The following is a 25,878-nucleotide window of genomic DNA, read 5'->3' as shown; positions in this document are numbered from 1 at the left end:
CCACTCACCTTCACAGCGAGCACACGGACCGCGAACATGTCAGTCACAGACTACCCGCCCCATACCAGTTTCACACAGCCGGTACCGTGCGCGTCCGCACTGTGGCGCCCGGCGTGCCCGGATTCACCCGCACGTGAAAGAACTTGGCTCGTTTACCAAATTGCAACCCAATGTCTACGACGGGTAACGTATCAATAACGAAACCCACGAGTGTGAAAAACAATTCACACAGTCACGGCTAAGCCGAGGCCCAGGGATTTTGCGAATTCAATCATTTATGCTTTACACATGGAAACCATAGTTCCCTCAGACTTCCGGAGTGTTATGAGCTCTGCTTCACCAGACGACCAGTACGACACGGGCGCGGTCCCGCCGCTGTTGGACCTGGTCCACCAGATCGGCCTACTCGGCTCCCAGCAGTGGATCGCCGGTTCCAAGTTCGCCCAGGCGCGCAACCTGAACTTCATCGACTTCTCAGTCCTCAGCCTGACTCTGTCGGCTTCCTCCGAGCTCGACACCCCGCCGACCCCGGGATACCTCAGCGACCGTCTGGCGCTCTCGGCTTCCACCCTGACCTCGATCCTGGAGCGGCTGGCCTCGGCCGACTACATCACGCGCGAACGCGATGCCGCCGACCGCCGCAGAATCTCCATCATGCCCACTCAGAAGGCCAGGGATCTTATCACCGATTACCATGCGGCCATCTTCCAGTCCTTCGAAAAGACCATGGGGGATCTGGGCAATGAGGAGGTCATGCGGATGATCCTGACCCTGCGTGGCCTCATCAAACCCGCCGAAGCCGCTCTCGAGGCCCTCGACGCCCGCCCGCCCCGGCACCGCAAGCGGACTGCCAAGGAGGAGAAGCTCGTGGCCATCGCCCGGCCCAAGAACACCTGAGAGCACTGACCGCACCGGCCGGAGTCGTCTGCTCCGGTCCGCCGCCCCGGAGGGACCAGCGTCCGCCCGGGGCGGTTCGCTGTTCCGGGGCCGATTCAGCCCTCGAGGGCCTCGGAGGCCTCCAACCAGGCCAGTTCCAGTTCGTCCTTCTCCTCCAGCAGGTCCTGTCGCTTGGCGTTGAGCTCCGCCAGGCCACTGAAATCCGACTGGTCGTGGACGGCGAAGGCGCCGTCCAGCTTCGCCAGTTCGGCCTCGACCCTGTCGATCTTGCGCTGCAGCGCGTTGACCTCCTTGGTCAGTCGGCGGTGCTCCGCCGGACTCAGCCCCTGCTCCTGCCCGGCCGGCGCCTCATCCCCCGACGCCGCCTCCTTCGCACTCCCGGTTCCGCCGTGGCGACCGGTTGCGGCAGCCGCAGCCAGTTCGAGGTATTCGTCGACCCCGCCCGGCAGGTGCCGCACCCGGTGATCCATCACGGCGTACTGATCGTCGGTCACCCGTTCGACGAAATAGCGATCGTGGGAGATCACGATGAGGGTGCCTGGCCATTCGTCGAGCAGGTCCTCCATGGCCGCCAACATGTCGGTGTCCATATCGTTGGTCGGCTCGTCGAGGATGAGCACATTCGGTTCGTCGAGCAGAATGAGCAGGAGTTGGAGCCTGCGCGCCTGTCCGCCGGAGAGGTCGCGCACCCGCGACTGCAGCGCATCACCCAGGCCCAGGCGCTCCAGCAGCTGAGAAGTGCCCAGTTCGCCGCTCGCCGTCTTGACCTCCGTGCGGTGGCGCGCCAGGATCTCGTGGAGTTTGAGGTCCAACAGGTCATCGAGTTCGCGCAGCTGCTGGTCCAGCAGAGCGATGCTGATCGTCTTGCCCCGTTTGACCCGGCCGGTCGCGGGCTCCACCTCGCCCGTGAGCAGGCCGATCAGGGTCGACTTGCCCGCGCCGTTGGCCCCCAACAGTCCCAGCCGGTCGCCTGGACCCACGATCCAGTCGGTCGGCTCGATGGTCGGTGCCGACGCACCTGGATATGTGGCCGAGGCCCCCTTGAGTTCGAAGACGTCCTTGCCCAGCCGGCTGGTCGCCAGGGCCGTCAGCTCCAGCTTGTTCCGAACCGGCGGCACGTCCGATATGAGTGCATTGGCCGCCTCGATGCGAAATTTCGGCTTCGAGGTCCGCGCCGGCGCACCGCGGCGCAGCCAGGCCAGCTCCTTGCGCGCCAGGTTCTGCCTGCGCGCCTCACTGGCCGCGGCCTGCCTGTCACGCTCGACCCGCTGCAGGACGTAGGCGGCATAGCCGCCCTCGAAGGCGTCGACCGTCCCGTCGTGGACCTCCCAGGTCAGGGTGCACACCTCATCGAGGAACCAGCGGTCGTGGGTCACGACCAGCAGCGCACCCTGACCCGCCGGCCAGCGCTTGCGCAGATGGGCGGCCAGCCAGCGCACGCCGGTCATGTCGAGGTGGTTGGTCGGCTCGTCGAGGATGAGCACGTCCCAGTCCCCTGCCAACAGCGCCGCCAGGGCGACGCGGCGGCGCTGCCCACCGGACAGGCCACCGACTTCCGCCGAGAGGTCTAGATCGCCGATCAGCCCGCCGACGACGTCGCGGACCTCGGCCCGGGAGGCCCATTCGTGATCGGCCAGGTCGCCCAGCACCGTGTGCCTGACCGTCTGGGCATCGTCCAGATCGTCGGCCTGGCGCAGATAGCCCACCCGGGTGCCACCGCGTTTGGTGACCCGACCGGTGTCCGGTTCGAGGTCACCGGCGAGGATCCGGATGAGGGTGGACTTGCCGTCGCCGTTGCGGCCCACGATGCCGATCCGGTCCCCGGCCGAGACCCCGACGGTCAGGTCCTCGATGACCTGGCGGTTCGGATAGGACAGACTGATCGCCTCGGCGCCGAGCAGGTGCACGTGGACTCCTTCTTCGAATGGTTCAGGTGGCCCCGATGGGCCCCGACCAGTCTAGTCGAGCACCCCTGCCGGTCCGGCGGGGCCCGTGGTGCGCAGCACCCGGGCCACGCCCGGGGTGGCCTCGAGCATCACGGCCAGGTCGAGCGCATGGTGCGCATCGCGGACCGGGAAGACCACGGTGGGCCCTGAACCCGAGAGCAGAGCGGCCAGGGCGCCGGCATCGCGCCCGGCCCGCATGATCGGCTCGATCCCCGGTTCCAGGTCGAGCGCGGCCGGCTCCATATCGTTGTGCAGCACCCCGGCCAGCCGTTCCGGGTCGCCCCCGGCCAGGGCCTCCAGGACGGCGTCGCGCCTGGCCGCGGTGCGCTCGGCTGAGTCCACTGCGGCACCGGCGGCACGCAGTTCGTCGAGTCTGCGGTAGACGGCCGGGGTGCTCAGCCCGGTGCCGGCGGTCGCGACCACCCAGTGGAAGCGCTGCCGGGTCATCACGGGAGTGAGTAGGTCTCCCCGGCCGGTGCCCACCGCGGTGCCGGCCCGCAGGGCGAAGGGGACATCGGCGCCGAGTCCAGCCGCGACCGCGTCGAGGCCGCCGGTGAAACCGCTGAGCCGTTTATAGGCCAGCAGGGCTGCGGCCGCGTCCGCCGAGCCCCCGCCCATCCCGGCGGCCACCGGCACGTTCTTCTCGATCTCGATCAGCACGGGAACCTCCGGTGCTCCCGCGGCGATCAGTGCCCTGATCGCCGCCAGGGCCAGGTTCGATTCGTCCAGCGGCACCGTGGGGTCGGCGAACCGACCGCTCAGCCGCACCTCGAACTCCACTGCCGGCGTCAGGGTGATGGTCTCCGCGAGGTTGAGCGACTGGAAGACGCTCGTGAGGTCGTGGTACCCGTCGGAGCGCCGCGCACCGACGGCCAGCAGCAGGTTGACCTTGCCGAAGGCACGCGCGCTCACCGGCGCCGGCACCGCTGCCGGCGCTCCCACCCTGTGCGCCCGGGTCATAACGACTCGGCTCCTCCGGCCGTGGGTCCTTCGGCAGGTGCCTGCCCTCCGGCGGGGACGATGGTCCGACCCGCGGCGGCGATCCGCACGAAGTCGTGGACATCCAGGCGCTCCCCGCGGGTCAGCGGGTCTATCCCGGCAGCCTGCAGCACCTCGCCCGCGCGGGCACCGGAGCCCGCCCAGCCGGACAGGGCCGCGCGCAGCGATTTACGGCGCTGGGCGAAGGCCGCATCGATGAGCGTGAAGACCTCGCGCCGGCTCACCCCCGCCCGACCGGCCTCGCCCGCGGGATCGTCAAGGGCCGCGGGGTGGACCGTGATTCCCACCAGTCCCGAGCCCACATTGGGCGCCGGCCAGAAGACGTTCTTGCCGATGTCCGAACCTCGGTCCACCGTGCCGTACCACTGGGCTTTGACACTGGGAACCCCGTAGACACGGGACCCGGGAACGGCCGCCAGGCGGTCGGCGACCTCGGCCTGGACCATCACGAGCACCCGGCGCAGAGTGGGAAAGGTCTCGAGCATGTGCAGCAGAACGGGCACCGCCACGTTGTACGGCAGGTTCGCGACCAGGGCGCTGGGCGCGCGACCGGGTTCGGCCTCCGGCAGCTCGGCGACCCGCAGCGCGTCCTGTTCGAGCAGTGCGAACCGGGCGTCGGGGCCGGCGTGCTCGGCGACGGTGGCCGGCAGGCGACCCGCCAGCAGCCCGTCGATCTCGACGGCGGTGACCGGGTGCCCGGCGTCCAGCAGGCCCAGCGTCAGGGAGCCCAGGCCCGGGCCCACCTCGACCACGGGCTGCCCGGGTTCCAGGGCGGCCTCGGCGACGATCTTGCGCACCGTATTGGGATCGATGACGAAGTTCTGCCCCCGCTGTTTGGTGGGACGCAGGCCGAGCTCCGCGGCCAGGGCGCGGATGGTGGCGGCGGTCAAGAGTTCACTCACGCCTCAACCCTATGACATCGTGGCCCGGCACGGCTCGGTCAGCGGGGAACGAGGCGCCCGATAAGCTGGGGACATGGAACCGGACACTCTGCGCGCCCTCTTGGATCCCGCCTCCCTGGCCCTGCTGGACGGGGTCGAATACGAGCGGGGGCGGGAACTGCAGATCGCCACCCGATTGCGCTCGGAGCTGGCCGAAAGGGGGCTGCCGGCCGGCCTGGCCGCGGCCCTGGTCACCCAGGCGGAACTGCGGCAGGCCGCACCGGCGAAGTTCGGCCCCTTCGCGGATTCCCTTCTCTTCACCCGGGATGGTCTGGCCCAGGCCACCCGCCTGCCGGTCGCGGCCCACCACGCCGGGCGAATGCGGCAGGCCGCACTGCGCGCCGGCCTGGACTTCGAGTCCGCTCCGATCGCCGATCTGGGCTGCGGGATCGGCGCGGATTCCCTGGCCTTCGGTGGGCTGGGGGCCCCGGTGATCGCCATCGACGCCGATGAGGTCACCGCAGCCCTGGCCGCCTATAATCTGCGCCACCTGGAGAAGGTCACCGTCGAACACGGGCGGGCCGAGGATTTCGACCCCGAGCGCGCCGAACTCCTGTGGCTGGATCCGGCCCGGCGCTCCGGCACCAAGCGCGGCGGGCAGGCCCGCCGGCTCAACGACCCCGAGGACTTCTCCCCCAGCCTGTCCTGGGCCTTCGGCGCGGCGGCGGACTATGCGGGCACCGGAATCAAGCTGGGGCCGGCCCTGGACCACGGGCTGATCCCCGCGGGCTGGGAGGCCCAGTGGGTCTCACACACAGGCGATGTGGTCGAGGTCGCCCTCTACCATGGGGCCGCCGCCCGCGCCCCCGGCCGCACCGCACTGGTGCTGGGCCCGGCCGGCGCCGCCGAGGTGTCCCAGGCCGACCTGCCCGCGACCGCGACCCCGGAGGACGGACTGGGCACCCTGGGCGCGTATCTGTTCGAGCCCGATGGCGCGGTGATTCGGGCGGGACTCGTCACCGCCCTGTGCGGCCCGCTGGGCGCCCACCGGCTGCACGAGCAGATCGCCTATCTCACCGGCGAGCGCCCGGCCGGGGGAACCGCCGCCCGCCTGGTGCGCACCTTCCGGATCGTCGACACCCTGCCCACCAAGGTCAAACCGCTGCGCGCCGAACTCATTCGGCGCGGTATCGGGCGGGTGGTGATCAAGAAGCGGGGCGCCGACATCGTCCCCGACGTTCTGCGCAGACAGCTCCGCCTGCCCGCCGGTGATCCGGCTACCCTGGTATTCACCCGACTGGGCGATCGGCACATCGCCCTGCTGGTCGAAGAAGTCGTCGAGGAAACGAAGGACCGTTCATGACCCGTCTGCCCACGCTCATCTCACCGGCCGAACTCGACGAGCTGTTCGCCGGGGCCCGTCCCCCTGTCGTCCTCGACGTCAGATGGACTCTGCCGCGCCCGGACGGACGCGAGGACTTCATGCTGGGCCATATCCCCGGCGCCCTCTACGTCTCGCTCGATGACGAACTGGCCGCCCCCGCACATGACGACCCGACGGCCGGCCGACATCCGCTGCCCGATCCACAGGGCTTCCAGGCGACGGTGCGGGCCTGGGGCGTCGACGAGGACTCCACCGTCGTGGTCTACGACGACAACCAGTCCCTGGGCGCGGCCCGCGCCTGGTGGCTGCTGCGCTGGGCGGGCAAGACCGATGTGCACGTGCTCGACGGGGGTCTGGGCGCATGGCAGCGGGCCGGCCTGCCCCTGGCTGGTGGGCCCTTCGTGCGACCGCGGCCGGGGACCTTCACCGTCACCGGTGGACACCGCCCGGTGATCGACGCCGCGGGTGCTGCGGATTTGGGCGCCAGGGGCCGGTTGATCGACTCCCGGGCCCCTGAGCGCTACCGCGGGGAGGTCGAGCCGATGGATCCCCGGGCCGGTCACATCCCAGGAGCCCTGAACCGGCCGACGACGGAGAACATCGATCCGTCTACCGGTAGGTTCAAGGACCCGCAGACCCTGCGCGCGGAGTTCGAGCGGGTCGCCGGCGCCGATGCGCTTGCGGGCGCCGCCTCGGCCGCGGCCCCCGCTGCGTCCCCGCAGGAGCCGACCGGTGAGCTGGGCGTGTACTGCGGCTCCGGGGTGACCGCCTGCCACAATCTGCTGGCCCTGGACACCCTGGGTGTGACCGCCGCCCTCTACCCCGCCAGCTGGTCCGGCTGGTCTGCCGACCCGCAGGCGCCTGCCGCCACCGGCGACTGAGGCCACCCGCCCCGCTCACCGTTCCCCCGACTCACCGAACGCTAGGATCTACTCATGGTGACTTTCGCGCGTTCAGCCCGTTCCACCCTCGGCGTCGAATGGGAGCTCGCCCTGCTCGACCGCCACTCGCTCGACCTTGTCCCCGCGGCCGCTGCCGTGCTCGAGCGCACCGCGCAGGTCCCCGCTCTGCGGCGCAGCGTGGTCGGCGAGATGCTGACGAACACCGTCGAGGTGGTCTCGGGAGTGCACACGGACGTCTCCGGGGTGATCGGCGACCTGCGCGGGAAGGTTGAGGCTCTGACCCCGCTGACAGATGCCCTGGACATCGACTTGATGTGTGCGGGCACCCACCCCTTCGCCCTCTGGCAGAACCAGACGGTCACCGACAAGGACCGCTACGCCGAACTGATCAACCGGACCCAGTGGTGGGGCCACCATATGCTCATCTACGGGGTCCACACGCATGTGGGAATCGACTCGCGCGAGAAGGTGCTGCCGATCCTGGGCGCGCTGCTGGCCTATGTGCCGCACCTGCAGGCCGTCAGCGCCTCGAGTCCGTTCTGGGAGGCGACCGACACGCGCTACGCCTCGAATCGCGCGATGATGTTCCAGCAGCTGCCGACCGCCGGGCTGCCCTTCCAGTTCGAGACCTGGTCGGCCTATGAGAAGTACGTCGCGGACATGATGCACACCGGGGTGATCGACGAGATCAACGAGATCCGCTGGGACATCCGGCCCTCGCCGGGCTGGGGCACGATCGAGGTGCGGGTGTGCGACGGCATCCCCACGCTGGACGAGATCGCCGCGGTCACAGCCTTCGTCCAGTGCCTGGTCGACGATTTCTCCGAACGGCTGGACCGCGGGGAGACCCTGCCGCGGATGCCCGACTGGTTCCATGTGGAGAACAAGTGGCGGGCCGCCAGGTACGGGATGGAGGCGATCATCATCGAGAACGCCGCCGCCGAGGAGCGGCTGGTCACCGAGGTGATCGCCGACGAGGTCGCCCGCCTGGAGCCCGTCGCCGAGCGCCTGGGCTGTGCGGAGGAGCTGGCGGGCATGCTGCGCTTCGCCGAGGTCGGGGCCAGCTACCAGCGCCAGCGCGCGGTGTTCGAGCGCACGGGAGACCTCAAGGAGGTCGCCCGCCTCCTGGTCGAGGAGTTCAAGACGGGAGCCACCTGACCGGACTCCAGCGGTGGCTCCACAAATACATGTGTGGCTCGAAAACTCATGAGTTCGCGAGCCACACGCGTATTTGTGGAGCCACCGTCAGGCTTTTACAGACCGCCCTGGATCTTCGCCTCGTGGCCGGCCCACTCCTTCGCGCGCAGGGCCTGCTTCTGGGTCTTGCCGCCGCCGGACTTCGCCAGCACGGGCACGAACTCGATCTCGCGCGGGTTCTTGTACCGTGCCAGATGACCGCGCAGGTGCTCCAAGATCTCCTCGGCCGTGGTCTGCACACCGTCTTCGAGCACGACGAAGGCCTTGGGCCGTTCACCCCAGTGTTCGTCGGGCACCCCGATGACGGCAACATCGGTCACGCCAGGGAAGGCGTTGATGGCCTGCTCGACCTCGATGGTGGAGATGTTCTCACCGCCGGAGACGATGATGTCCTTGGCCCGATCGCGCAGTTCGATGTAGCCGTCCGGGTGCATAACCGCCAGGTCGCCGGAGTGGAACCAACCGTGGGCGAACGCCTTGGCGGTGGCCTCGGGGTTCTTGTAGTAGCCCTTCATGACGTTGTTCCCGCGCATCACCACCTCGCCCATCGTCTGGGCGTCGGCGGGCACGTCGACCAATTCGCCGTCCACCGGTTCCCGGTAGACCACGCGCACGGGGTCGAAGGTCACCATGCCAACGCCCTGCCTGGCCTGCTTGGCCGCACGGGCGTCGGCGTCCAGGTCCGCCCAGGGGCTCTGCCACTGGTTGTACGTGTAATTGCCGTAGGTCTCCGTGAGCCCATAGGAGTGCTGGACCGTGAAGCCCATATCGTGGATCCGCTTGAACATCGTGGGACTCGGCGGAGCGGCGGCGGTGCCGATCACCAGTTCGTAGTCCAGCCGGTGGGCCGCCGGATCGTTCATCAGGGTGGAGACCACAGTGGGCGCACCGTTGAGCCGGTTGATCCCGTGCAAGTCGATCAGCCGCCAGATCTCCGGGCCGCGGACCTCGCGCAAGCACACCTGCTTGCCCCCGACCGAGGCCACGGCCCAGGAATTGCACCAGCCCTGGCAGTGGAACATCGGCAGGGTCCACAGCAGGTTGGTGTCCATCCCGAAGCGCAGGTGGACCACCTGGGACAGGGCGTTGAGGTAGGCGCCGCGGTAGCTGTACTCCACGCCCTTGGGCGCGCCGGTCGTGCCCGAGGTGTAGTTGATGGACAGCAGCTGGTTCTCATCGCGGACCGTCCAGTCCAGTTCGGAGCCGTCCGCCTCCCCAGCGGCCAGGAACTCGGGTGCCCGGACGACCCGCACCCCGGCGGGATCCACTGGGAGCTCCGGCTGGTTCGCATAGAGCTCGTCGCGGGCCAGCACCACCGTGGTGGTGGTTTCCAGGTCTGGCACGATCGCCGCGATGTCCGGCCAGTACTGGGTATCGCACACCAGCAGTTTGGCGCCCGAGTGGTTGAGGATGTAGCGGACCTCATCGGCGGCCAGCCGGGTGTTGATCGGGACCAGGACCGCATCGATCAACGGGACCGTGAAGGTCGAGTAGAAACTCACCGGGGTGTTGGGCACCATATAGGCGATCCGGTCCCCGGGTTCGATCCCGGCGGCCAGGAAGGCGTGTGCCCAGCGTTCGACGTCCTCCCGCACCTGCCGATATGTCCAGGCCGAGTCACCGTACACCAGCGCGGTGCGCTCGGCGAAGACCGAGGAGGAACGCTCAAGGAAGGAGATCGGGGTGAGCTGGGTGGTCCAGGGGTTCATGCCGGCCTTTCTAAACAGGGATCCGCACAGCTTCTCACGCCGCGGGTTCCCCCTCAGATTAGGCCGGGTGTGCACCGGGCCGGTCATAAACCGTCATGTTGTGTCATGCAGTTCCCATCCCCCGGTCCGCGCGACTCCCCCGGTCTCAGCCCTTCACGCGCCTCGTGTGGCCGCCCCATTCCCGTTCCCGCAGTGCGTACTTCTGGATCTTGCCCGTCGAGGTCTTCGGCAGGACCGGCACGAACTCCACATCGCGCGGGTTCTTGTAGCCGGCCAACCGCTCGCGCAGGAACTCGCGCACCTCCTCGGCGGTGGCCGCGGATCCCTCGGCCAGCACGATGAAGGCCTTGGGACGCTCGCCCCATGTGTCGTCGGGCACTCCGACAACCGCCACATCGGTCACTCCGGGGAAGCCTGCAATGGCCTGCTCGACCTCGATGGTGGAGATGTTCTCACCGCCGGAGACCACCACGTCCTTGGCCCGATCGCGCAGTTCGATATAGCCGTCCGGGTGCATCACGCCCAGGTCGCCGGAGTGGAACCAGCCGCCTGCGAAGGCAGCCTCGGTCGCCGCCGGGTCGGCGTAGTAGCCCTTCATGACGTTGTTCCCGCGCATCACGACCTCACCCATGGTCGCCCCGTCTGCCGGCACATCGACGAGTTCCTCACCCGGTACCGCCGGAGCCACGACGCGGGCGCGTTCGGCGACGATCATCCCAACCCCCTGCCTGGCCTGCAGGCCGGCCCGGGTCTGCTGATCGAGTTCTGCCCAGGCGTCCTGATACTGGTTGACGGTGTAGGGGCCATAGGTCTCCGTGAGTCCGTAGACGTGGACGACCGAGAAGCCCATGGCCCCCATCCGGGTGAGGATCGTGGGGCTGGGCGGGGCGCCTGCGGTGGTGATGGTCACCGCCGCCGCCAACTCATGGGACTCGGTGGCATCGAGGATCGTCGAGACCACCGTGGGGGCGCCGTTGAGGTGGGTGATGCCGACGGTGTCGATCAACCGCCAGATCTCCGGACCCCGGACTTCGCGCAGACAGTACTGGGTGCCGCCGGAGGCCACCAGCGCCCAGCCCGTGCACCAGCCGTTGCAGTGGAACATCGGCAGGGTCCACAGATACCGCGAGTCGGTGTCGAACCCGGAGTGGACGATCTCCGAGAGCGCATTGAGGTAGGCCCCGCGGTGGGTGTACATCACGCCCTTGGGCTTGCCGGTGGTCCCTGAGGTGTAGTTGATCGACAGGGTCCGGTTCTCGTCGTCGACGCTCCACTCCACTGGACTGGCGTCGCCCGCGGCCCCCGCGAGGAATTCCCCGCGCGTGAGTACTCGGGTGCCCGCCGGGTTGGCCCGCGGCGCCGGGCGTTCGGCGTATTGTTCATCGTCGATGAGCACGATCGTCTCGACCGTACTCAATTCGGCGGCCACCGCGGTCACCGCAGGCCAGTACTGGCTATCGATGACGAGGACCTTCGCACCCGAGTGGTCCGCGATATAGCGGACCTCCGCGGGCGCCAGCCGGGTGTTGACCGGCACCAGCACGGCATCGATCAGCGGCACCGCGTACATCGACATGAGTGTCTCCGGCAGGTTCGGCATCATATAGGCCACCCGGTCCCCGGCCTCGACTCCCAGCGCGCGCAGGGCCCTGGCACGGACCTCGACGGCCTCGCGCAGTTCTGCATAGGTCAGGGATTCCGTTCCGTGGACCAGGGCGGGTTTGGCCGGGAAGACCTCGGCCGAACGGGCGAGATAGGACAGGGGTGTGAGTTGCGTGATCCAGGGTTGCATCATGGCCTCTCTGTCAGTGATGTGCCCTTCAGTGTAATTCGGACCACTTGCCCAGCTTCGGGGAACGACATCTGCGGTCATCTTTCCATATACTCGATTATGACAACCTCCATTGATGGAAAGGCATATCATGGGCCACCGACGACACACAGCCATTGCGGCCGCCGCGCTCATCACAACCCTCGGACTCACCGCTTGCTCGGGCGGACGGGCCGAATCCCAAGACGACGGACAGACCGCTCCCGAGGCCGCACAGGCCCCCAGCGGTTCCGCCGACCAGCCGGTCGACTCCCCGGCCGCGGAGCAGGGCGACGGAGCCGCTGCCCCGGCAGACGACGATGCGGCCGCCGGCGGAGCGGTCCCCGCCTGGGCCAAGGAGCCGACCTCCGGCGGTGAGGAGATCGCCTCAATCGACGCAGGAGACGTCAATGTCAAGGTCTTCCAGATGGGCGTGGAGAAGGCCCCCAAGGAGGGCCGCTGGGTCGACCCCGACACCAAGAAGCCGTTGATCGCCAAGGGCGACGACATCGTTTTCGTCAACTACGTCGTGACCAACAACGGCGATCCGATCGATCTGGGTTCCAGCCTGGTCAAGGTCACCCCCAAGTACGACGACTGGAAATACGCCCAGGGAATGGGTGGGATCACCGACAGCTCACTGTCGAAGAAGGTGGGCATCGAGACGAGTGCGATCGCCAACCGGGCCGATCCGACCGTCTATCCCTTCGCCAAGGGGGAACATTTCAGTTATGGGGAGAACTTCCACTACCAGAAGAATTCGCCCATCACATTCAAGGTCAGCATCACCCCGGTCGACGATGCGGGCAAACTCGTCCACGCTGAGCGGACCGAGCAGGAGGGCAAGGGCACCATCGCCTGAACCCGCCCACAGCGCTGCATGTGCAAGGCTCCCCCTGTAACCTCCAGGGGGAGCCTTGCACATGAGACGGCCCGGGCCCGTGGGCCGCGGCGGCTCAGACAGTCAGACTGCGGCGGAGTTCGGTCCAGGCGGCGGCGAACCCGGGGTGCAGATCGTAGTCGGCCACCTCGTTAAGCGGCACCCAGCGCAGTTCGACGCTCTCGGCGTCGGTGATCGTCTCCTGCAGCCGTGCGGTGGCCCTGGCCACTACGGTCGTATAGGACCAGCCGTGCTTGTCGACCACATGGGTGTCGATGATCTCGATGCCCGTGCCGTCGAGATCCGGTACGCCGGCCTCCTCGTTGGATTCGCGGATCGCGCCCTGCACCGGGGTCTCGCCCTGGTCGATCGCCCCACCCGGCACTCCCCAGGTTCCGCCGTTGGCCGACCACCAGATCCGATGCTGAAGCAGCACGCCGCGCGCGGGATCGTGAATGAGCAGGCCGGCTGCCCCGTACAGACCCCAGAACCTGCCGTCGGGGGTTTCGGTCCAGCCGTCGCCCGACCGGCGGCGCGCCCGCAGACCGGCGCGTGAGGGACGTGGCGGATTTCCCAGGGGGAAGTCCGCGGTGGGCGGGTGATTGTCGGCTGAGAAACGCGACCAATCGGCCTGTGCGAAGCGCTCCTCGATGCCCTGGGACCTATCTGGGGCCGGACCGGTCCCGCGGTACCCCCTCCCGCCGCTTGCGCCGGCGGGGGAAGTGGGCCGGCTGGAATCGGCGGGAGAATCGGACCGGGTGGGTTCGGCGGGAGAATCAGACACAGACGTCCTCGACTTCCAGAGAGGAATCGACTCCGAAACCGAAGTCGCTGGCGGGCAGACCGCGGGAGACTATCTCGGCGCCCAGCGCCGCGACCATCGCCCCGTTGTCCGTACACAGGTCCAGGGGCGGCACCCGCAGCGTCACCCCGTGCTTGGCGCAGGCCTCGGCCAGGGTTTCGCGCAGGCGGCGGTTGGCGGCTACTCCCCCACCCAGCAGGACGTGGTCGATCCCCGTATCCTCGGCGGCCATGAGCGTCTTCCTCACTAGCACGTCGACGATCGCGGTTTCGAAACTGGCGGCCACATCGGCCAGCCGCGTCCGGTCCCCGCCGGCGTCGACCCTGGCGCGGTCGGCGGTGACATAGCGCAGCGCGGCGGTCTTCAGCCCGGAGAAGGAGAACGAGTACCGGCGCTCGGGCCGGCGCAGATCCTTCGCATTCATCAGACCCCGGGGGAATGCCACCGCAGCGGGGTCGCCCGGCGTGCCGGGACCCGCGGGACCGTCGAACCCGCCCAGGGCGGCCTTGGAGATATTGGGACCGCCCGGATAGTCCAGGCCCAACAGGCGGGCCACCTTGTCGAAGGCCTCTCCTGCGGCATCGTCGATCGTCGAGCCGAGCATGGTCACGCCCGAGACGATATCGGTGATCTTGAGGATCTCCGTATGCCCCCCGGAGACCAGCAGCGCCAGGGTCGGGGTGACCAGTCCGGGCGAGTCCGGGGCGACCAAGTCCACGGCCACGTGGGCGGCCAGATGGTTGACCCCGTACAGGGGCTTGCCGGTGGCAGCGGCCAGGCCCTTGGCCGCGCACACGCCCACCAGCAGGGCACCGGAGAGCCCGGGGCCGGCGGTGACCGCGATCGCGTCGATCTCGTCCAACCCCACCTGGGCCCGGTCCAGGGCCGCCCGGATCACCGGGGTGAAGGATTCCACATGGGCACGGCTGGCGACCTCCGGGACGACCCCGCCGAAGCGGACGTGTTCGTCCATCGAGGATGCCACGGAGTTCGTCAGCAGGGTGTGCCCGCGCACGATGCCCACCCCGGTCTCATCGCAGGAGCTTTCGATGCCCAGGACGAGGGGGCCCTGTGCGCTGTCAGTCATCATCGTCATCTTCTTCGTGTATCGAGATTTTCCCGGGGACGGTTCCCGTCCTCAGGCCAGGGGCTCGCGGGCCAGCTGGGCGTAACGCGCGCTCAGCGCGTCCTCCCCCGGGTCGGCCATTCCGGTGCCCAGGGCCGAGGCCAGCATCCGCAGGTGCGTCTCCCACACCGGGCCGAACTCGGGGGTGGCGGCGCGGGCGGCCGATTCGGTTTCGAAAGTCTGGGCCAGGGAGACCCGGGTGGCGGTGCCGTCCGCCGTGGGTGCCAGAGACAGGCCGACTCGGCCGAGGCCGGCCAGATCGAGTAGTACGTGAACGCCCGCCACACAGCTGAGCACCTGAGCGGCCAGGGTTTCGGCGGGGCCGAAGACGAAGGCGATCCGCTCCGGATCGTCACCGCCGGTACCACCGGTGGCGTCCCCGGTACGCTGCCAGACCGCGAACCACTCCCCGCAGCGCACGGGGTCCGTGGCCAGCAGCCAAACATGGGCCGGATCGGCCGCGACGTCGACGCGCAGGAGCAGATCGACTCCGTCCTCCCAGGACGACAGTTCGGCGGCGATGTTCACGGTCGTGGGCGCCGGCGGGTCGCCGAGATAGCCGGAGGAGGAGATCATAGCCTTCAATCTATCAGCAGCGCGCGCATCACAAGCGCGTCCGCGTCATGGTAGTAGACCGGCCGCCGGCCCAGCTCGGCGAAGCCCAGGGAGCGATAGAGGCCCAGCGCCGGGGAGTTGTCATCGCGCACGTCGAGGTAGACGGCCTCGGCCCCATTCGAACGGGCCAGGTCGATCAGCCCGGTCAACAGCGTGCGCGCAATCCCCCGACCGCGAGCGCTCGGGGCGGTGGCGATGGTGAGAACCTCGGCCTCCCCGCCGGCCACGCTCAGCCCGGCGTAGCCCAGCAGCTCATCGGTACCGGCATCGCGCACCACCCGGAAGTGGTTCCCCGGTCCGGCCAACTGGGCCAAGAAGAACTCGGTGGTCCAGGTGTCAGGCCCGAAGGCCATCCGGTCCAGGGCCACGACCTCGTCGACGTCGAACCACCGCATCCGGCGGATGATGGGATCAGGCGTGCAGGGGCTTGGCATCCGGTTCCCGCAGGTACAGGGGAGTCACCGGCAGCAGTTCACGGCCGGCGGCCCGGGCGCGCAGTGCCGCGCGCGCCACGTCGGCGGCCAACGGTTCGGCGCACTGCGGGAAGTCCGAGGCTCCCAGCAACTCCGTGTAGAGATCGAAGCCGATACCGGCGTGCAGCACCCCTGCACGCGGGTGGACGGCTGCCAGGTCGGCGGGTTTGGAGACGTCTGGGCCGGAGACCACCACGGGCAGGCCGGCCTCGTCCAGCCCCCGGTACAGGGTCCAGTAGACCTCTTTGCGGCGCGCATCGGTGGCCACCAACAGGGTTCGCCCCGCGGCCTGCGGGCGCCCGTAGACGCGCAGCGCCAGACCGTCGTGGCTGGGCCAACCGGCGATCGGCACGTCGCGGCCGACGGCAGCGCCCAGTCCCATGGCGATCCCGGCGCGCAATCCGGTGAAGGGCGCGGGTCCCACGCCCACGATCACCTGATCGATGGAGGGCGCGGCGGCCAGGAGTTCCTGCAGGGCCGGGCCCAGGTGTTCCGCGTGCTTGCGGGCATGGGTCTCGCTCCACTGGGCCACGACGGTTTCGCCGTCGAGGATCGCGGCCGAGGCCGCCCCCGATGAGTCAAGGGCCAGGGTGATCATTTTTCGTCTTCCTTCGTTTCCTTCTGCACGTGCGGTTCGCGCGCGCCCGCATCCTGTGGCGGGGACGCCAGCAGGGTCAGTCGGTGGGCCCACGGGGCACCGCGGCCGGTGAGGACCACCGTTCTGCGTTCGGATTCCGGATCCTCGTCGGGGCGGTCCAGCACGATCTCCAGGCGCTCGTCATCGAGCTGTTCGGCCATCCCCGCGCCCCATTCGACGATGGTGATGGATTCTTCGAGTTCGGAGTCCAGGTCCAGATCGGCCAGCTCCGTCTGTCCGTCCAGCCGGTAGGCGTCAACGTGGACGAGGTTGGGTCCGGTACCGCGGGACTTGTGTTCACGGGCGATGACGAAGGTGGGCGAGGATATCCGCCCTTTGACGTTCAGCCGCGATCCCAGCGCCTGGGTGAACGTCGTCTTGCCCGCGCCCAGATTGCCGGTCAGGATGATGAGGTCGCCTGCGCGCAGGAGTGGGGCCAGGCGCGCCGCGAAGTCCTCCAGCGCCTCGAGGTCGGCGATCTCGAGTGTCACGGTCAGCTGATCGGTCATGCGCCCTCCCCGGATTCCCCTGCCACGCGGGCCACGCGCCCGGAGATGCAGGTGACGAACTCGTAGTTGATCGTCTCCGCCCAGCCGGCCCAGTCGTCGGCGGTTGGGGCACCGGCATCGGGGCCGAACAGCACGGCCTCGTCCCCGGGGGCGACGCCGTGGTCCGCCGGCCCCAGGTCCACGATGAACTGGTCCATCGCGATCCGGCCCACCTGCGGGTAGCGGCGGCCGCCGATGAGCACTTCCGCCCGGCCCGAGACCGTGCGCGGGATGCCGTCGGCATAGCCGCCGGCCACCAGGGCGAAGCGGGTGTCCTGCGGTGCCCTGTACATGTATCCGTACGAGGCCCCGTGACCGGCGGCCACCTCCTTGACCGTCAGGACCCGTGAGCGCAAGCTCATGGCAGGGCGCAGGCCCAGATCCGCCGGGGTCTCCTCGGGGAACGGGCTGAGCCCGTAGATGCCCAGGCCCACCCGGGCCATGGTGCCGGGGAACGGATCCAGCGCCAGCGCGCCAGGGGTGTTCGCAGCGTGGATGTCGAGCTCGTCTGCGGCTCCCAGCCCCGGATGGGCCTCGAGCAGGGAGCGGATCCGGCCGATGAAGGCCTCGAAGACCTCGAGCTGCTCGGCCGTGGCGGGGTCGCCGGGTTCGTCCGCCTTCGCCAGGTGGGTCATGATCCCCACGATCCGCAGGGGCGCGCCGGTCACGTCCGCGCCGGCAGCCGGGGTGCCGGCCGCGGGGGCGGCGTCGAGCGCGCTCAGGGCGGGGAGGAAAGCGGCCAGCTGTTCGGGGGTGAAGCCGTTGCGTCCCAGGCCGGTGTCGCATTTCAGGTGGACCCGCGGGACGACCCCCGCGGTCCGGCCGGCCGCGATGATGGGGTCCAGGGCCCAGGCCCCGGGCAGGGCCAGTTCGATCCCGGCGGCCACGGCCTCGGCCAGGTCGGTGCCGACGTCGTAGAGCCAGGCCAGGATGCGGGCCTCGGCGGCTCCGGGGGTGCCGGCCGCGGCGAGTTCGCCCAGCAGATCGGCCAGCTGCAGGGCCTCGGGCACGGTGGCCACGCCGAAGTCGCGCACTCCCCCGGCCAGCGCCGCCGGCACCACATGGGCGATACCGTGGCCGTAGGCGTCGGCCTTGACCACTGCCATGAGTGTGGCCGGGGCGATCTGGGCGGCCAGCACGCGCACATTGTGGGTGATCGCCGATTGGTCGATCCGGGCTGTGCAGACGGTGGTGGCGTATTCGGTGACGGGTTTCATCGTGTCCTCGATAGATGGGAGGGGATGGTGGGTGCCGGCCGCATCGGATTCGGTGGCAGGCATGTGGCGATGCGCTCGATGAAGGCCCGTGCATGGGTGGGCGTGGGCCCGGCCGCGGGCCGCGTGCCTATCCGGTTGTGCAGCAGCACGCCAGCGGCGGCCAGCAGGGCCGAGGTCTGGTTCCCACGGTGGGCGCCGGTGGCCAGCAGGGCGCCGAGGATGCCGGCGAGCACATCGCCCGAGCCGGCAGTCGCCAGGTTCGCGGGTCCCGGGGTCGGAGCGTAGACGGCGCCGGCCGGGGTTGCGATGAGGGTCTGGTGGCCCTTGAGCAGGACGACGGCTCCCACGGCCGCGGCGATCCCCCGGAGCGCGGCGAGGCGCTGCTCGGGGTCGTCCAGGTCCGGTCCGGTGGGCGCGTGGTCGGTGCCCGGGCCCTCGGCTCCGCCCGGTGCCGAACTCCGATCCTGGTCTGCGGCCGCTTCCGGGACGGGGGACGGCTCCAGCAGGCCGGCGCGGGCCAGTCCCGTGTACAGGGTGCGGAACTCCCCCACATGCGGGGTCAGAATGGATCCGGCGGGCAGGGCCGCTCCGGCGCCCAGCAGTGCAGGAACCTGGAGCAGGGCACCGGCGTCGAGCACGAGAGGAGCATTGGCCTCGATGGCGGTGGACAGAAGTTGGGCGACCTGCACCTCGTCCGGGGCGCCGGGGCCGGTCAAAAAGGCCCGACAGCGGCCGGGGGCGTCCAGCTCACCCGGCACGGCCTCGGGCACCGTGTCGATGATGGCACGGCGCAGCTTCTTCGCACCGAACACCCGCACCATTCCCAGGCCGCATGCCACGGCTGCGCCGGTGGCCAGCCGTCCCGCGCCCGGGTATTCGGGGGAACCGGCCAGCACACCCAACACCCCGCGGGAGTACTTGTGGTCCGTGGGTGACGGGTAGGGCAGGAGTTCTTCCAGGTCCGCATCCTCGACTTCGGCGATGGTCCGGGACTCGGGCACCTGGCTCAAGTCCAGTCCGATGTCGATGACCTCCGTGGGCAGGCCGGCCAGCACCAGGCCGGCCTTCTGCGCGCCGAAGGTCACTGTCAGATCGGCCGGCACGTGGACCGTTGCCCGGCGACCGGTGGACGCGTCCACGCCGGTGGGCACGTCCACGGCAACGATCAGGGGCAGGGGCCCACAGCGGTGCGCCGGATCGTCCCACGTCTTTAGCCAGGCGGTGATGAGGTCTGCGATGGGGCCGGTCGGCTCCCCGGTGGCCCCGGTGCCCAGGATTCCGTCGATGACCAGATCCGCACGGGCCAGCGGGCCACGGGCCAGGCCTTCCCAGGGCGCGGTTGCCGACTCCGTGGAATCGGCATCGGTGAGGGCCGCGGTGGACGCCCGGTCCCCGGTCGGAGCGGGGGCCTCCGGTACGGAGTAGAGCAGGGCACCGGCCGAGCGGGCCGCGGCCAGACCCGCGGGGTGGACGGTACCGAGCACCGGCACGATCGTCACCTGGGCCCCGCGCGCGGCCAGATTCGCAGCGGCGTACAGGGCGTCTCCACCGTTGTTACCCTTGCCGGCCAGGACGACCACGCGGGCGCCGGTCACGGCCCTACGGTGGGCGATGAGCAGTCTGCGGCAGGCACTGGCCAGTCCCGCTGCGGCCCGACGCATCAGGGCCCCACCCAGCCCGGCGTCCAACAGGGGACGTTCCGCGGCGCGCACCTGGGTCGCGGTGTAGGCAATCTGCATACTTCCCAGGGTAGTACGTGCCGCGCGCCACAGCAGGGTTGGCCGTGTCCCGGTCCCGGCACGCCGCAGCGTCTTCCAGTGTCGACACAGTCAGGACCGTGCGGACACAAACCGGGTTCGGTGGTGTCGCAAAAGTAGGAAGGTGTCGTAAAAGGGCGGTCTACACTCCGATTCACCGGAACTTTGTGACACCAACCTACGTTTGCGCCTGTGGACTGATCTGCGACCACAGCTTCGGCGGCTGGGGAAACTCAGGCCGTTTTCCACAACCCGGCCTACATGCCTTGGAGCGCAGCTGCGATTCGACCATGCTGACCAGATGACCGAATCCCAGGAAGAACTCCGAAGGAAGTTCCCACCGCGCTACTGGGCGCCGGGCGTGCGCCGCTTCAATGCGCCCTTCCTCATCACAACGGAGCAGGCCCGAGACTTCGGCGTCACTTCGCACCAAATGAAAACTCGGCAGGCCGCACCCGTGCTCCACGGCGTCCGGTCGGTTCCGGGACGTTTCGAAGAACTCCAGGTGCCCGACTGGGCCGATGCCCGATGGGAGGAACTGCACACCAGGGCCCGGGCCTTCCAGCTCCTTCATCCGCGGTCCGTTGCAGGTGGATTGTCCGCGGCGTTCCTCTACGGCTATCCGCTCCCTCTGAGCGCAGATCTGGACAACCTGCACGTCACCGTACCGGGTAGTGCCGAACGCCACCGGATCACCGGGGTGACCAGTTCCCGGTCCAAGCTGTTTTGGCCGGTCGAACGTTATGGCATTCGACTCAATGCGGGTCCGTACATGTTGATGGAACTGGTCGACGAACTCGCAGAAGACGAGCTGATAATGGTCATCGAAGCCGTGGTCGGGGGCTGGCGGGGCCCGCCAGAGCTATCCGTGGCCGATCTGCGCGAGCGCATCGTGTCCGCGCCACACGACCGTCGCACATCCCGGTTGCTCACGACCGTCGACCGTGCCAGAGACGGGGTCCGGTCGCCGAAGGAGACCGAATATAGATTGGCCTGCGTCGCAGCCGGGCTGCCCGAGCCCATACCCAACTTCCTGGTCAGGATCGCTTCGGGCAGAGTCCGCGAGGTAGACCTGGCATTCGAGGACTACCGGGTCGGTTTCGAGTACCACGGACGCGATCACTTCAACGATCGAGCTGCCCGCACCCTTGATGCGAACAGGGCGGACGATCTGCGAAACGTCGGCTGGCACATGATCGACGGCTATGGCGGAACCCCTGTATCCGACTACCTCGCACGAATCGAACGTGCGCTGAGACAGCGGGGGTGGCCGGGCCCACCGCACCTCCCGGGTTCGGTGGTGTCGCAAAAGTAGGAAGGTGTCGTAAAAGGGCGGTCTACACTCCGATTCACCGGAACTTTGTGACACCAACCTACGTTTGCGCCACCGTCCTATCGCTAGACCAGCAGCCTGCGGCGGGCGAGCTCCGCCAGGAACAGCGCATGGTCGGCCAGTGCCGTATCCGTATGGCGGGCCCTGGGCGAATGATTCGCCTGCCAGTCCTGCGGGTCCACATCCGCCAAAGCCGCCCCGAAATGGCCATAGGATCCGGGGACGGCCTGCAGCACACGGGAGAAGTCCTCGCTGGCGGTGCGCGGATGCTCCATCGTGTGCACCCGCTGCGCCCCGAACAGCTCCCCTGCGCACTCCAGGTAGAAGTCGGCCTCCGCATCGTCGTTGATGGTCGCGGGCACCACGGTTGCGAACTCGACCTCGGCGCGCAGTCCATGGGCCGCGGCCGCCCCTTCGATCAGCCGGGGCAGTTCCCGTGCACAGTATTCGGTCGTCTCCTGGGAGAAGGTCCGCACCCCGGCGATGAAGGTCGCCTCGTCGGGGATGATGTTCGGCGCGGTCCCGGCGTTGAACTGCCCGACGGTCAGCACGATCGGGTCGAAGGGGTCGATCCGGCGGGTCACCCAGACCTGCAGCTGCCCGATGATGTCGGCGGCCGCCTGGATCGGGTCGAGCGCGGCATAGGGCCGGGCGGCATGTCCTCCGCGCCCGTGCACCGTGACATTCAACCGGTTGAATGCCGCCATATACGACCCGCGGCGCGAATACACGTTCCCGGCCGGCTGATCGGCGGACACATGCACTCCGTAGGCCGCGATGACGGGGACCCCCACCACGTCCAGCAGGCCCTCGGCCAGCATCCTGCCCGCTCCGTCCTGGCCTTCCTCGCCCGGCTGGAACATGAACAGGACGTCGCCGGCCAATTCCCCGCGGATCGCGTGGAGCAGATGGACCGCGCCCACCAGCCCGGTGGTGTGCAGATCGTGGCCGCAGGCGTGCATTGCCCCGTTGGTCGAGGCGAAGTCGAAACCGGTCGCCTCCGTCACCGGCAGAGCGTCCATATCGGCGCGCAACAGCACGGCCCGAGGGTGTTCCGGATCCCGCCGGCCGCCGCGCAGCACGATCGCCAGCGAGTTCAGCCCGGTTCCGCGGGTGATCTCCAGTCCGTCGAGGCCGGCCAGCGCGTCAAGCACCGTCTGCTGAGTCCGCGGCAGCTCCAGGCCGATCTCCGGGTGGGCGTGGATGTCGCGGCGCAACTCCACCAGCCGGGGCTGTAGTTCGGTGGCGCGGGCGCGCTGTTCGGCACATGTGTCAGACGTCATGTTCACGACTCTAGTGCAGCCGGTGCCCGCACCGCCGACCGGCTCCCGACCAACATCCCGTTGTGCGGTCCCCGGGTCAGTCGGTCTTCCCGCGAGCGGCGTCACGAGCGGCCCGGAGCTCGGCCTTGGCGGCCCGCGCCCCGGCGCGGAATTCGGCCAGCCGGGCCAGCGCCTCGGGCGACCCGGGGAGCAGCGGCTCGGGCTGGTCGACCGGCGGATGACCGGCCAATAGCTGGGAGTCGTCTGCGCCCTCGGCCACGACGAAGGTCATGGTGCGATCCGCATCGTGGGTGATCGACAGGTGCAGGCGCTGCCCGCCCATCGTCCGGAAGTGCTCGAGGACCCAGCCGGTAAGCCGGAAACTGGGCGCGCCGGAAAAGGCGGAGACGACCTCGGCCTCGTGCCACGGGATGATCTGCGGCAACCGCAGCGCCTTGACCAGGGCCTCCTTGGCGGAGAACCGTGCGGCCAGGGACTCCGCGGTGCGCAGCTTCCCGTTCTTCTTCAACTGCTCGGCCGGCGTCAGCAGCCTGTCGAGCAGTTCGGGCACCCGCTCGATGTGCTCGGCGAACCGGGGCACATCGGCGATGTCGACGCCCACTCCGATGATCGGCATTATTCGACGGTGACCGACTTGGCCAGGTTGCGGGGCTGGTCGACGTCCAGGCCCTTGGCCGTGGCCAGTTCCATCGCGAAGATCTGCAGGGGCACGGTGGTCAGCAGCGGGGCCAGCAGGGTCGCCGTGGCCGGCACGTAGATGACCTCGGAGGCGAACTGCTCCACATCCGTGTCGCCCTCCTCCGCAATGACGATCGTGTTCGCCCCGCGGGCGCGCACCTCCTGAATATTGGAGATGACCTTGTCGTGCAGGTTGTCCCGGCCGGAGCGGTTGGGCACGATGATGAAGACCAGCTGGCCCTCGTCGATCAGGGCGATCGGACCGTGTTTGAGTTCGCCGGCGGCGAAGCCCTCCGCGTGGATATAGGCCAGTTCCTTCAGTTTCAGCGCGCCCTCGAGGGCGACGGGGAAGCCCACGTGCCGCCCCAGGTAGAGCACCGATTCGGTGTCTTTGAGGCGGCGCGCCAGATCCAACACCTGGTCCTTGTGGTCGTCGAGCAACGACTGGATCTTCGCGGGGATCTTCTGCAGTTCGCCCAGGATCAGCCCGATCTCGTCGCGGTACTTGTTCCCGCGCAGCTGCGCTAAGTACAGGCCCAGCAGGTAGCAGGCGACGATCTGGGACAGGAACGCCTTGGTCGAGGCGACCGCGATCTCCGGGCCAGCGTGGGTGTAGAGGGCGGCATCGGATTCACGCGGAATGGTCGACCCGAAGGTGTTGCAGATGGCGATGACCTTGGCGCCCTGCTGGCGGGCGTGGCGCACGGCCATGATCGTGTCCATGGTCTCGCCGGACTGGCTGATCGCCACGACCAGGGTCTTCTCGTTGACCACGGGATCGCGGTAGCGGAATTCGTGGGCCAGTTCGACCTCGGTGGGGATACGGCACCAGTGTTCGATCGCGTAGCGGGCGACCTGGCCGGCGTAGGCCGCGGTACCGCAGGCGATGACGACGATCTTGTCGATCGATTTCAGGATCGACTCGTCGATGCGCATTTCGTCCAGGGTCAGCCGGCCCTCGGTGTCCATCCGGCCCAGCAGGGTGTCCGCGACGGCCTGCGGCTGATCGTGGATCTCCTTGTCCATGAACGAGGCGAAGCCACCCTTCTCCGCGGTCGCCGGATCCCAGTCGATCTCGAAGGACTCGCCCTCGACCGGTGCGCCGGACTGGTCGATGATCGCAACGCTATCGGGGGTGATCGTGACGACCTCGTCCTGACCGATCTCCACCGCCGAACGGGTGTAGTCGATGAACGCGGCGACATCGGAGCCCAGGAAGTTCTCGCCCTCGCCCAGGCCGATGACCAGCGGGGAATTGCGACGCGCGGCAACCACGGTGCCGGGCAGGTCCGCGTGGACTGCCAGCAGCGTGAAGGCGCCTTCGAGCTGCGTGGTGGTGATGCGCATGGCCTCGGTCAGGTCACCGGTGGCACGGTAGTTCTTGGCCAGCTGATGGGCGGCGACCTCGGTGTCGGTCTCCGAGGTGAACTCGACACCCTCTGCGAGCAGACGCTCCTTCAGGCTGGCGAAGTTCTCGATGATGCCATTATGGATGACCGCGAGCTTGCCGCCATCGGCCAGGTGGGGATGGGCGTTGACGTCGGTGGGCCCACCATGGGTGGCCCAACGGGTGTGACCGATTCCGGTCTGGCTGGCGGTGACCGGCTGTGCTTCGAGCAGTTCGGCCAGATTGCTCAGCTTGCCGGCCTTCTTCCGGCTCTCCAGGGCCCCGTCTTCGGTGACCACGGCGATACCGGCGGAGTCGTAGCCCCGGTACTCCAATCGTTTGAGACCGCCCATCAGGACGTCGACGGCGGTGTGCTGGGCATTCGCCAAGGGCACACCGGACACATAACCAACAATTCCACACATGGGTCCAATGGTATCGGTAGTGGCGGACCTCCGCGGCCGAACCCGCGCCCCACCCTGTGTGAACAGCGCGGATGATGGAATAATCGATTGCGGAAAGTGTGTGCGCCACCACCGGGCGGCGCCTCGACCCGAGCGTGCCGAACGCGGCACAGACAGGATCATCATGACCATTCCGAACGTAGAACTCAACGACGGCAATGTGATCCCCCAGCTGGGATTCGGCGTCTGGCAGGTGTCCGACGAAGAAGTCGTGCCCGCCGTGGCCAAGGCCCTCGAGGTCGGCTACCGCCATATCGACACTGCCGCGATCTACCGCAATGAGAAGGGCGTGGGGCAGGCCATCGCGGACTCCGGCGTCGCGCGCGAGGACCTGTGGGTGACCACCAAGTTGTGGAACGACCGCCACACCGACGCCCGCGCCGCTCTGGAGGAGAGCCTGGAGAAGCTGGGCCTGGACTATGTCGACCTGTACCTCATCCACTGGCCGGTGCCCGGGCAGGACAAGCGCCTGGAGGCCTGGGAGGCGATGGAGCAGGCCAAGGCGGACGGCCTGGTGAAGTCGATCGGCGTGTCGAACTTCCTGCCGCACTTTGTCCGCGAGGTCCTCGACGCCGGTTCCACCGTGCCCGCGGTCAACCAGGTCGAACTGCACCCGACTTTCCAGCAGCGCGATGTGCAGTCGATCGACGCGAATCACAGGATCGTCACCGAAGCGTATTCGCCCCTGGGCACCGGTGCCGACCTGAGCAACGGCACGATCGGCGAGATCGCCGCGCGCCACGGCAAGACCCCCGCCCAGGTCATCATCCGCTGGCACCTGCAGGCCGGCCGGATCGTCATTCCGAAGTCGGTCACGCCCGAACGCATCGCCCAGAACTTCGACGTCACGGACTTCGCACTGTCCGCCACGGATCTCGCAGCGATCGACGCACTGGACTCCGGCAACCGCGTCAACGCGAACCCGGACGAGTTCGGTCCGCAGTAAACAGCTG

The 25,878-nt window shown here is 68.7% G+C and carries 23 protein-coding genes; 7 read left to right on the top strand and 16 right to left on the bottom strand.

Annotated features, from left to right (window positions below; all coding sequences use genetic code 11):
• The first annotated feature begins 324 nt into the window (after positions 1-324).
• Complete coding sequence (locus NQ034_RS03295) at positions 325-897, top strand: MarR family transcriptional regulator (RefSeq protein WP_257047006.1); 573 nt, start codon at positions 325-327, stop codon at positions 895-897.
• A gap of 95 nt (positions 898-992) precedes the next feature.
• Here NQ034_RS03295 and NQ034_RS03290 read toward each other — a convergent pair whose 3' ends face one another.
• The 3 genes from NQ034_RS03290 to rsmA are packed head-to-tail and all read right to left on the bottom strand — an operon-like array spanning position 993 to position 4,744.
• Entirely contained in the window at positions 993-2,804 is a 1,812-nt protein-coding gene (locus NQ034_RS03290) for an ABC-F family ATP-binding cassette domain-containing protein (RefSeq protein WP_257047005.1), read from the bottom strand.
• Between the two features lie 51 nt (positions 2,805-2,855).
• On the bottom strand, positions 2,856-3,803 hold the full coding sequence (locus NQ034_RS03285; RefSeq protein ID WP_257047004.1) for a 4-(cytidine 5'-diphospho)-2-C-methyl-D-erythritol kinase: 948 nt from the start codon (positions 3,801-3,803) through the stop codon (positions 2,856-2,858).
• A complete protein-coding gene (gene rsmA, locus NQ034_RS03280; protein WP_257047003.1) occupies positions 3,800-4,744 on the bottom strand; it encodes a 16S rRNA (adenine(1518)-N(6)/adenine(1519)-N(6))-dimethyltransferase RsmA in 945 nt (314 codons plus the stop codon). Before rsmA ends, NQ034_RS03285 begins: the two co-directional genes overlap by 4 nt.
• A gap of 73 nt (positions 4,745-4,817) precedes the next feature.
• Here rsmA and NQ034_RS03275 point away from each other — a divergent pair, with 73 nt between their 5' ends.
• Genes NQ034_RS03275 through NQ034_RS03265 form a run of 3 tightly spaced genes read left to right on the top strand, consistent with a single transcriptional unit; the run spans position 4,818 to position 8,167 of the window.
• Positions 4,818-6,086: a class I SAM-dependent methyltransferase gene (locus tag NQ034_RS03275; RefSeq protein ID WP_257047002.1), complete on the top strand. Its 1,269-nt coding sequence runs from the start codon at positions 4,818-4,820 to the stop codon at positions 6,084-6,086.
• Positions 6,083-6,988 (top strand): sulfurtransferase, encoded by a 906-nt coding sequence (locus NQ034_RS03270; protein WP_257047001.1) that lies wholly within the window; start codon positions 6,083-6,085, stop codon positions 6,986-6,988. Before NQ034_RS03275 ends, NQ034_RS03270 begins: the two co-directional genes overlap by 4 nt.
• Positions 6,989-7,042: 54 nt before the next feature.
• A complete protein-coding gene (locus NQ034_RS03265; RefSeq protein ID WP_257047000.1) occupies positions 7,043-8,167 on the top strand; it encodes a glutamate--cysteine ligase in 1,125 nt (374 codons plus the stop codon).
• Between the two features lie 95 nt (positions 8,168-8,262).
• On the opposite strand, the gene NQ034_RS03260 is transcribed toward NQ034_RS03265, so the two are convergent.
• Together NQ034_RS03260 and NQ034_RS03255 are read right to left on the bottom strand one after the other, a co-directional pair.
• The gene (locus NQ034_RS03260; protein WP_257046999.1) at positions 8,263-9,915 is read right to left on the bottom strand and encodes an AMP-binding protein; all 1,653 of its coding nucleotides are present in this window, start codon (positions 9,913-9,915) and stop codon (positions 8,263-8,265) included.
• Between the two features lie 145 nt (positions 9,916-10,060).
• Positions 10,061-11,710 (bottom strand): long-chain-fatty-acid--CoA ligase, encoded by a 1,650-nt coding sequence (locus NQ034_RS03255; RefSeq protein WP_306427702.1) that lies wholly within the window; start codon positions 11,708-11,710, stop codon positions 10,061-10,063.
• A gap of 112 nt (positions 11,711-11,822) precedes the next feature.
• Between NQ034_RS03255 and NQ034_RS03250 the strand changes: the two genes are divergently transcribed.
• Entirely contained in the window at positions 11,823-12,587 is a 765-nt protein-coding gene (locus NQ034_RS03250; protein ID WP_257046998.1) for a hypothetical protein, read from the top strand.
• A 94-nt stretch (positions 12,588-12,681) separates the two neighbouring features.
• Here the strand turns inward: NQ034_RS03250 and NQ034_RS03245 are convergent, their stop codons facing one another.
• The 8 genes from NQ034_RS03245 to NQ034_RS03210 are packed head-to-tail and all read right to left on the bottom strand — an operon-like array spanning position 12,682 to position 19,762.
• Positions 12,682-13,389 carry an NUDIX domain-containing protein gene (locus NQ034_RS03245; protein ID WP_257046997.1) on the bottom strand — a complete coding sequence of 236 codons (708 nt, stop codon included), beginning with the start codon at positions 13,387-13,389 and terminating at the stop codon, positions 12,682-12,684.
• Positions 13,382-14,497, bottom strand: coding sequence for a tRNA (adenosine(37)-N6)-threonylcarbamoyltransferase complex transferase subunit TsaD (gene tsaD, locus NQ034_RS03240; RefSeq protein WP_373456778.1), 1,116 nt, complete (start codon positions 14,495-14,497; stop codon positions 13,382-13,384). Before tsaD ends, NQ034_RS03245 begins: the two co-directional genes overlap by 8 nt.
• Positions 14,498-14,545: 48 nt before the next feature.
• Positions 14,546-15,109 carry an SRPBCC family protein gene (locus NQ034_RS03235; protein ID WP_257046996.1) on the bottom strand — a complete coding sequence of 188 codons (564 nt, stop codon included), beginning with the start codon at positions 15,107-15,109 and terminating at the stop codon, positions 14,546-14,548.
• 5 nt (positions 15,110-15,114) lie between these two features.
• Complete coding sequence (rimI, locus tag NQ034_RS03230; RefSeq protein WP_257046995.1) at positions 15,115-15,543, bottom strand: ribosomal protein S18-alanine N-acetyltransferase; 429 nt, start codon at positions 15,541-15,543, stop codon at positions 15,115-15,117.
• Positions 15,544-15,559: 16 nt separating this feature from the next.
• Positions 15,560-16,219 carry a tRNA (adenosine(37)-N6)-threonylcarbamoyltransferase complex dimerization subunit type 1 TsaB gene (gene tsaB, locus NQ034_RS03225; protein WP_257046994.1) on the bottom strand — a complete coding sequence of 220 codons (660 nt, stop codon included), beginning with the start codon at positions 16,217-16,219 and terminating at the stop codon, positions 15,560-15,562.
• On the bottom strand, positions 16,216-16,767 hold the full coding sequence (gene tsaE / locus NQ034_RS03220) for a tRNA (adenosine(37)-N6)-threonylcarbamoyltransferase complex ATPase subunit type 1 TsaE (RefSeq protein WP_257046993.1): 552 nt from the start codon (positions 16,765-16,767) through the stop codon (positions 16,216-16,218). Before tsaE ends, tsaB begins: the two co-directional genes overlap by 4 nt.
• A complete protein-coding gene (alr, locus tag NQ034_RS03215; protein WP_257046992.1) occupies positions 16,764-18,023 on the bottom strand; it encodes an alanine racemase in 1,260 nt (419 codons plus the stop codon). Before alr ends, tsaE begins: the two co-directional genes overlap by 4 nt.
• A complete protein-coding gene (locus NQ034_RS03210; protein ID WP_257046991.1) occupies positions 18,020-19,762 on the bottom strand; it encodes a bifunctional ADP-dependent NAD(P)H-hydrate dehydratase/NAD(P)H-hydrate epimerase in 1,743 nt (580 codons plus the stop codon). The genes alr and NQ034_RS03210 overlap by 4 nt, the downstream gene beginning before the upstream one ends.
• Positions 19,763-20,081: 319 nt before the next feature.
• Here NQ034_RS03210 and NQ034_RS03205 point away from each other — a divergent pair, with 319 nt between their 5' ends.
• Entirely contained in the window at positions 20,082-21,095 is a 1,014-nt protein-coding gene (locus tag NQ034_RS03205; RefSeq protein ID WP_257046990.1) for a hypothetical protein, read from the top strand.
• Between the two features lie 83 nt (positions 21,096-21,178).
• Here NQ034_RS03205 and NQ034_RS03200 read toward each other — a convergent pair whose 3' ends face one another.
• The 3 genes from NQ034_RS03200 to glmS all read right to left on the bottom strand — a co-directional run bounded on the left by NQ034_RS03200 (position 21,179) and on the right by glmS (position 24,886).
• The gene (locus NQ034_RS03200) at positions 21,179-22,396 is read right to left on the bottom strand and encodes a M20 metallopeptidase family protein (RefSeq protein WP_257046989.1); all 1,218 of its coding nucleotides are present in this window, start codon (positions 22,394-22,396) and stop codon (positions 21,179-21,181) included.
• A gap of 76 nt (positions 22,397-22,472) precedes the next feature.
• Positions 22,473-23,012: a holo-ACP synthase gene (locus tag NQ034_RS03195; protein ID WP_257046988.1), complete on the bottom strand. Its 540-nt coding sequence runs from the start codon at positions 23,010-23,012 to the stop codon at positions 22,473-22,475.
• Complete coding sequence (gene glmS, locus NQ034_RS03190) at positions 23,012-24,886, bottom strand: glutamine--fructose-6-phosphate transaminase (isomerizing) (protein ID WP_257046987.1); 1,875 nt, start codon at positions 24,884-24,886, stop codon at positions 23,012-23,014. Before glmS ends, NQ034_RS03195 begins: the two co-directional genes overlap by 1 nt.
• A 163-nt stretch (positions 24,887-25,049) precedes the next feature.
• Between glmS and NQ034_RS03185 the strand changes: the two genes are divergently transcribed.
• Positions 25,050-25,871 carry an aldo/keto reductase gene (locus NQ034_RS03185; protein ID WP_257046986.1) on the top strand — a complete coding sequence of 274 codons (822 nt, stop codon included), beginning with the start codon at positions 25,050-25,052 and terminating at the stop codon, positions 25,869-25,871.
• Positions 25,872-25,878: the final 7 nt, after the last annotated feature.

Source organism: Brevibacterium moorei, from assembly GCF_024580735.1.
GTDB lineage: Bacteria > Actinomycetota > Actinomycetes > Actinomycetales > Brevibacteriaceae > Brevibacterium > Brevibacterium moorei.
The sequence above is the reverse complement of the archived record's forward strand: the minus strand, read 5'-3'. Positions and strand labels throughout refer to the sequence as shown.

What these genes read in the sequence shown, in the direction of transcription:
- NQ034_RS03295 (WP_257047006.1), top strand. Translation starts at nt 325, where the DNA reads ATGAGCTCTGCTTCACCAGACGACCAGTACGACACGGGCGCGGTCCCG.
- NQ034_RS03285 (WP_257047004.1), bottom strand. Translation starts at nt 3,803, where the DNA reads ATGACCCGGGCGCACAGGGTGGGAGCGCCGGCAGCGGTGCCGGCGCCG.
- NQ034_RS03275 (WP_257047002.1), top strand. Translation starts at nt 4,818, where the DNA reads ATGGAACCGGACACTCTGCGCGCCCTCTTGGATCCCGCCTCCCTGGCC.
- NQ034_RS03270 (WP_257047001.1), top strand. Translation starts at nt 6,083, where the DNA reads ATGACCCGTCTGCCCACGCTCATCTCACCGGCCGAACTCGACGAGCTG.
- NQ034_RS03265 (WP_257047000.1), top strand. Translation starts at nt 7,043, where the DNA reads ATGGTGACTTTCGCGCGTTCAGCCCGTTCCACCCTCGGCGTCGAATGG.
- NQ034_RS03260 (WP_257046999.1), bottom strand. Translation starts at nt 9,915, where the DNA reads ATGAACCCCTGGACCACCCAGCTCACCCCGATCTCCTTCCTTGAGCGT.
- NQ034_RS03255 (WP_306427702.1), bottom strand. Translation starts at nt 11,710, where the DNA reads ATGATGCAACCCTGGATCACGCAACTCACACCCCTGTCCTATCTCGCC.
- NQ034_RS03250 (WP_257046998.1), top strand. Translation starts at nt 11,823, where the DNA reads ATGGAAAGGCATATCATGGGCCACCGACGACACACAGCCATTGCGGCC.
- tsaD (WP_373456778.1), bottom strand. Translation starts at nt 14,497, where the DNA reads ATGATGACTGACAGCGCACAGGGCCCCCTCGTCCTGGGCATCGAAAGC.
- NQ034_RS03235 (WP_257046996.1), bottom strand. Translation starts at nt 15,109, where the DNA reads ATGATCTCCTCCTCCGGCTATCTCGGCGACCCGCCGGCGCCCACGACC.
- rimI (WP_257046995.1), bottom strand. Translation starts at nt 15,543, where the DNA reads ATGCGGTGGTTCGACGTCGACGAGGTCGTGGCCCTGGACCGGATGGCC.
- tsaB (WP_257046994.1), bottom strand. Translation starts at nt 16,219, where the DNA reads ATGATCACCCTGGCCCTTGACTCATCGGGGGCGGCCTCGGCCGCGATC.
- tsaE (WP_257046993.1), bottom strand. Translation starts at nt 16,767, where the DNA reads ATGACCGATCAGCTGACCGTGACACTCGAGATCGCCGACCTCGAGGCG.
- alr (WP_257046992.1), bottom strand. Translation starts at nt 18,023, where the DNA reads ATGAAACCCGTCACCGAATACGCCACCACCGTCTGCACAGCCCGGATC.
- NQ034_RS03210 (WP_257046991.1), bottom strand. Translation starts at nt 19,762, where the DNA reads ATGCAGATTGCCTACACCGCGACCCAGGTGCGCGCCGCGGAACGTCCC.
- NQ034_RS03205 (WP_257046990.1), top strand. Translation starts at nt 20,082, where the DNA reads ATGACCGAATCCCAGGAAGAACTCCGAAGGAAGTTCCCACCGCGCTAC.
- NQ034_RS03200 (WP_257046989.1), bottom strand. Translation starts at nt 22,396, where the DNA reads ATGACGTCTGACACATGTGCCGAACAGCGCGCCCGCGCCACCGAACTA.
- NQ034_RS03195 (WP_257046988.1), bottom strand. Translation starts at nt 23,012, where the DNA reads ATGCCGATCATCGGAGTGGGCGTCGACATCGCCGATGTGCCCCGGTTC.
- glmS (WP_257046987.1), bottom strand. Translation starts at nt 24,886, where the DNA reads ATGTGTGGAATTGTTGGTTATGTGTCCGGTGTGCCCTTGGCGAATGCC.
- NQ034_RS03185 (WP_257046986.1), top strand. Translation starts at nt 25,050, where the DNA reads ATGACCATTCCGAACGTAGAACTCAACGACGGCAATGTGATCCCCCAG.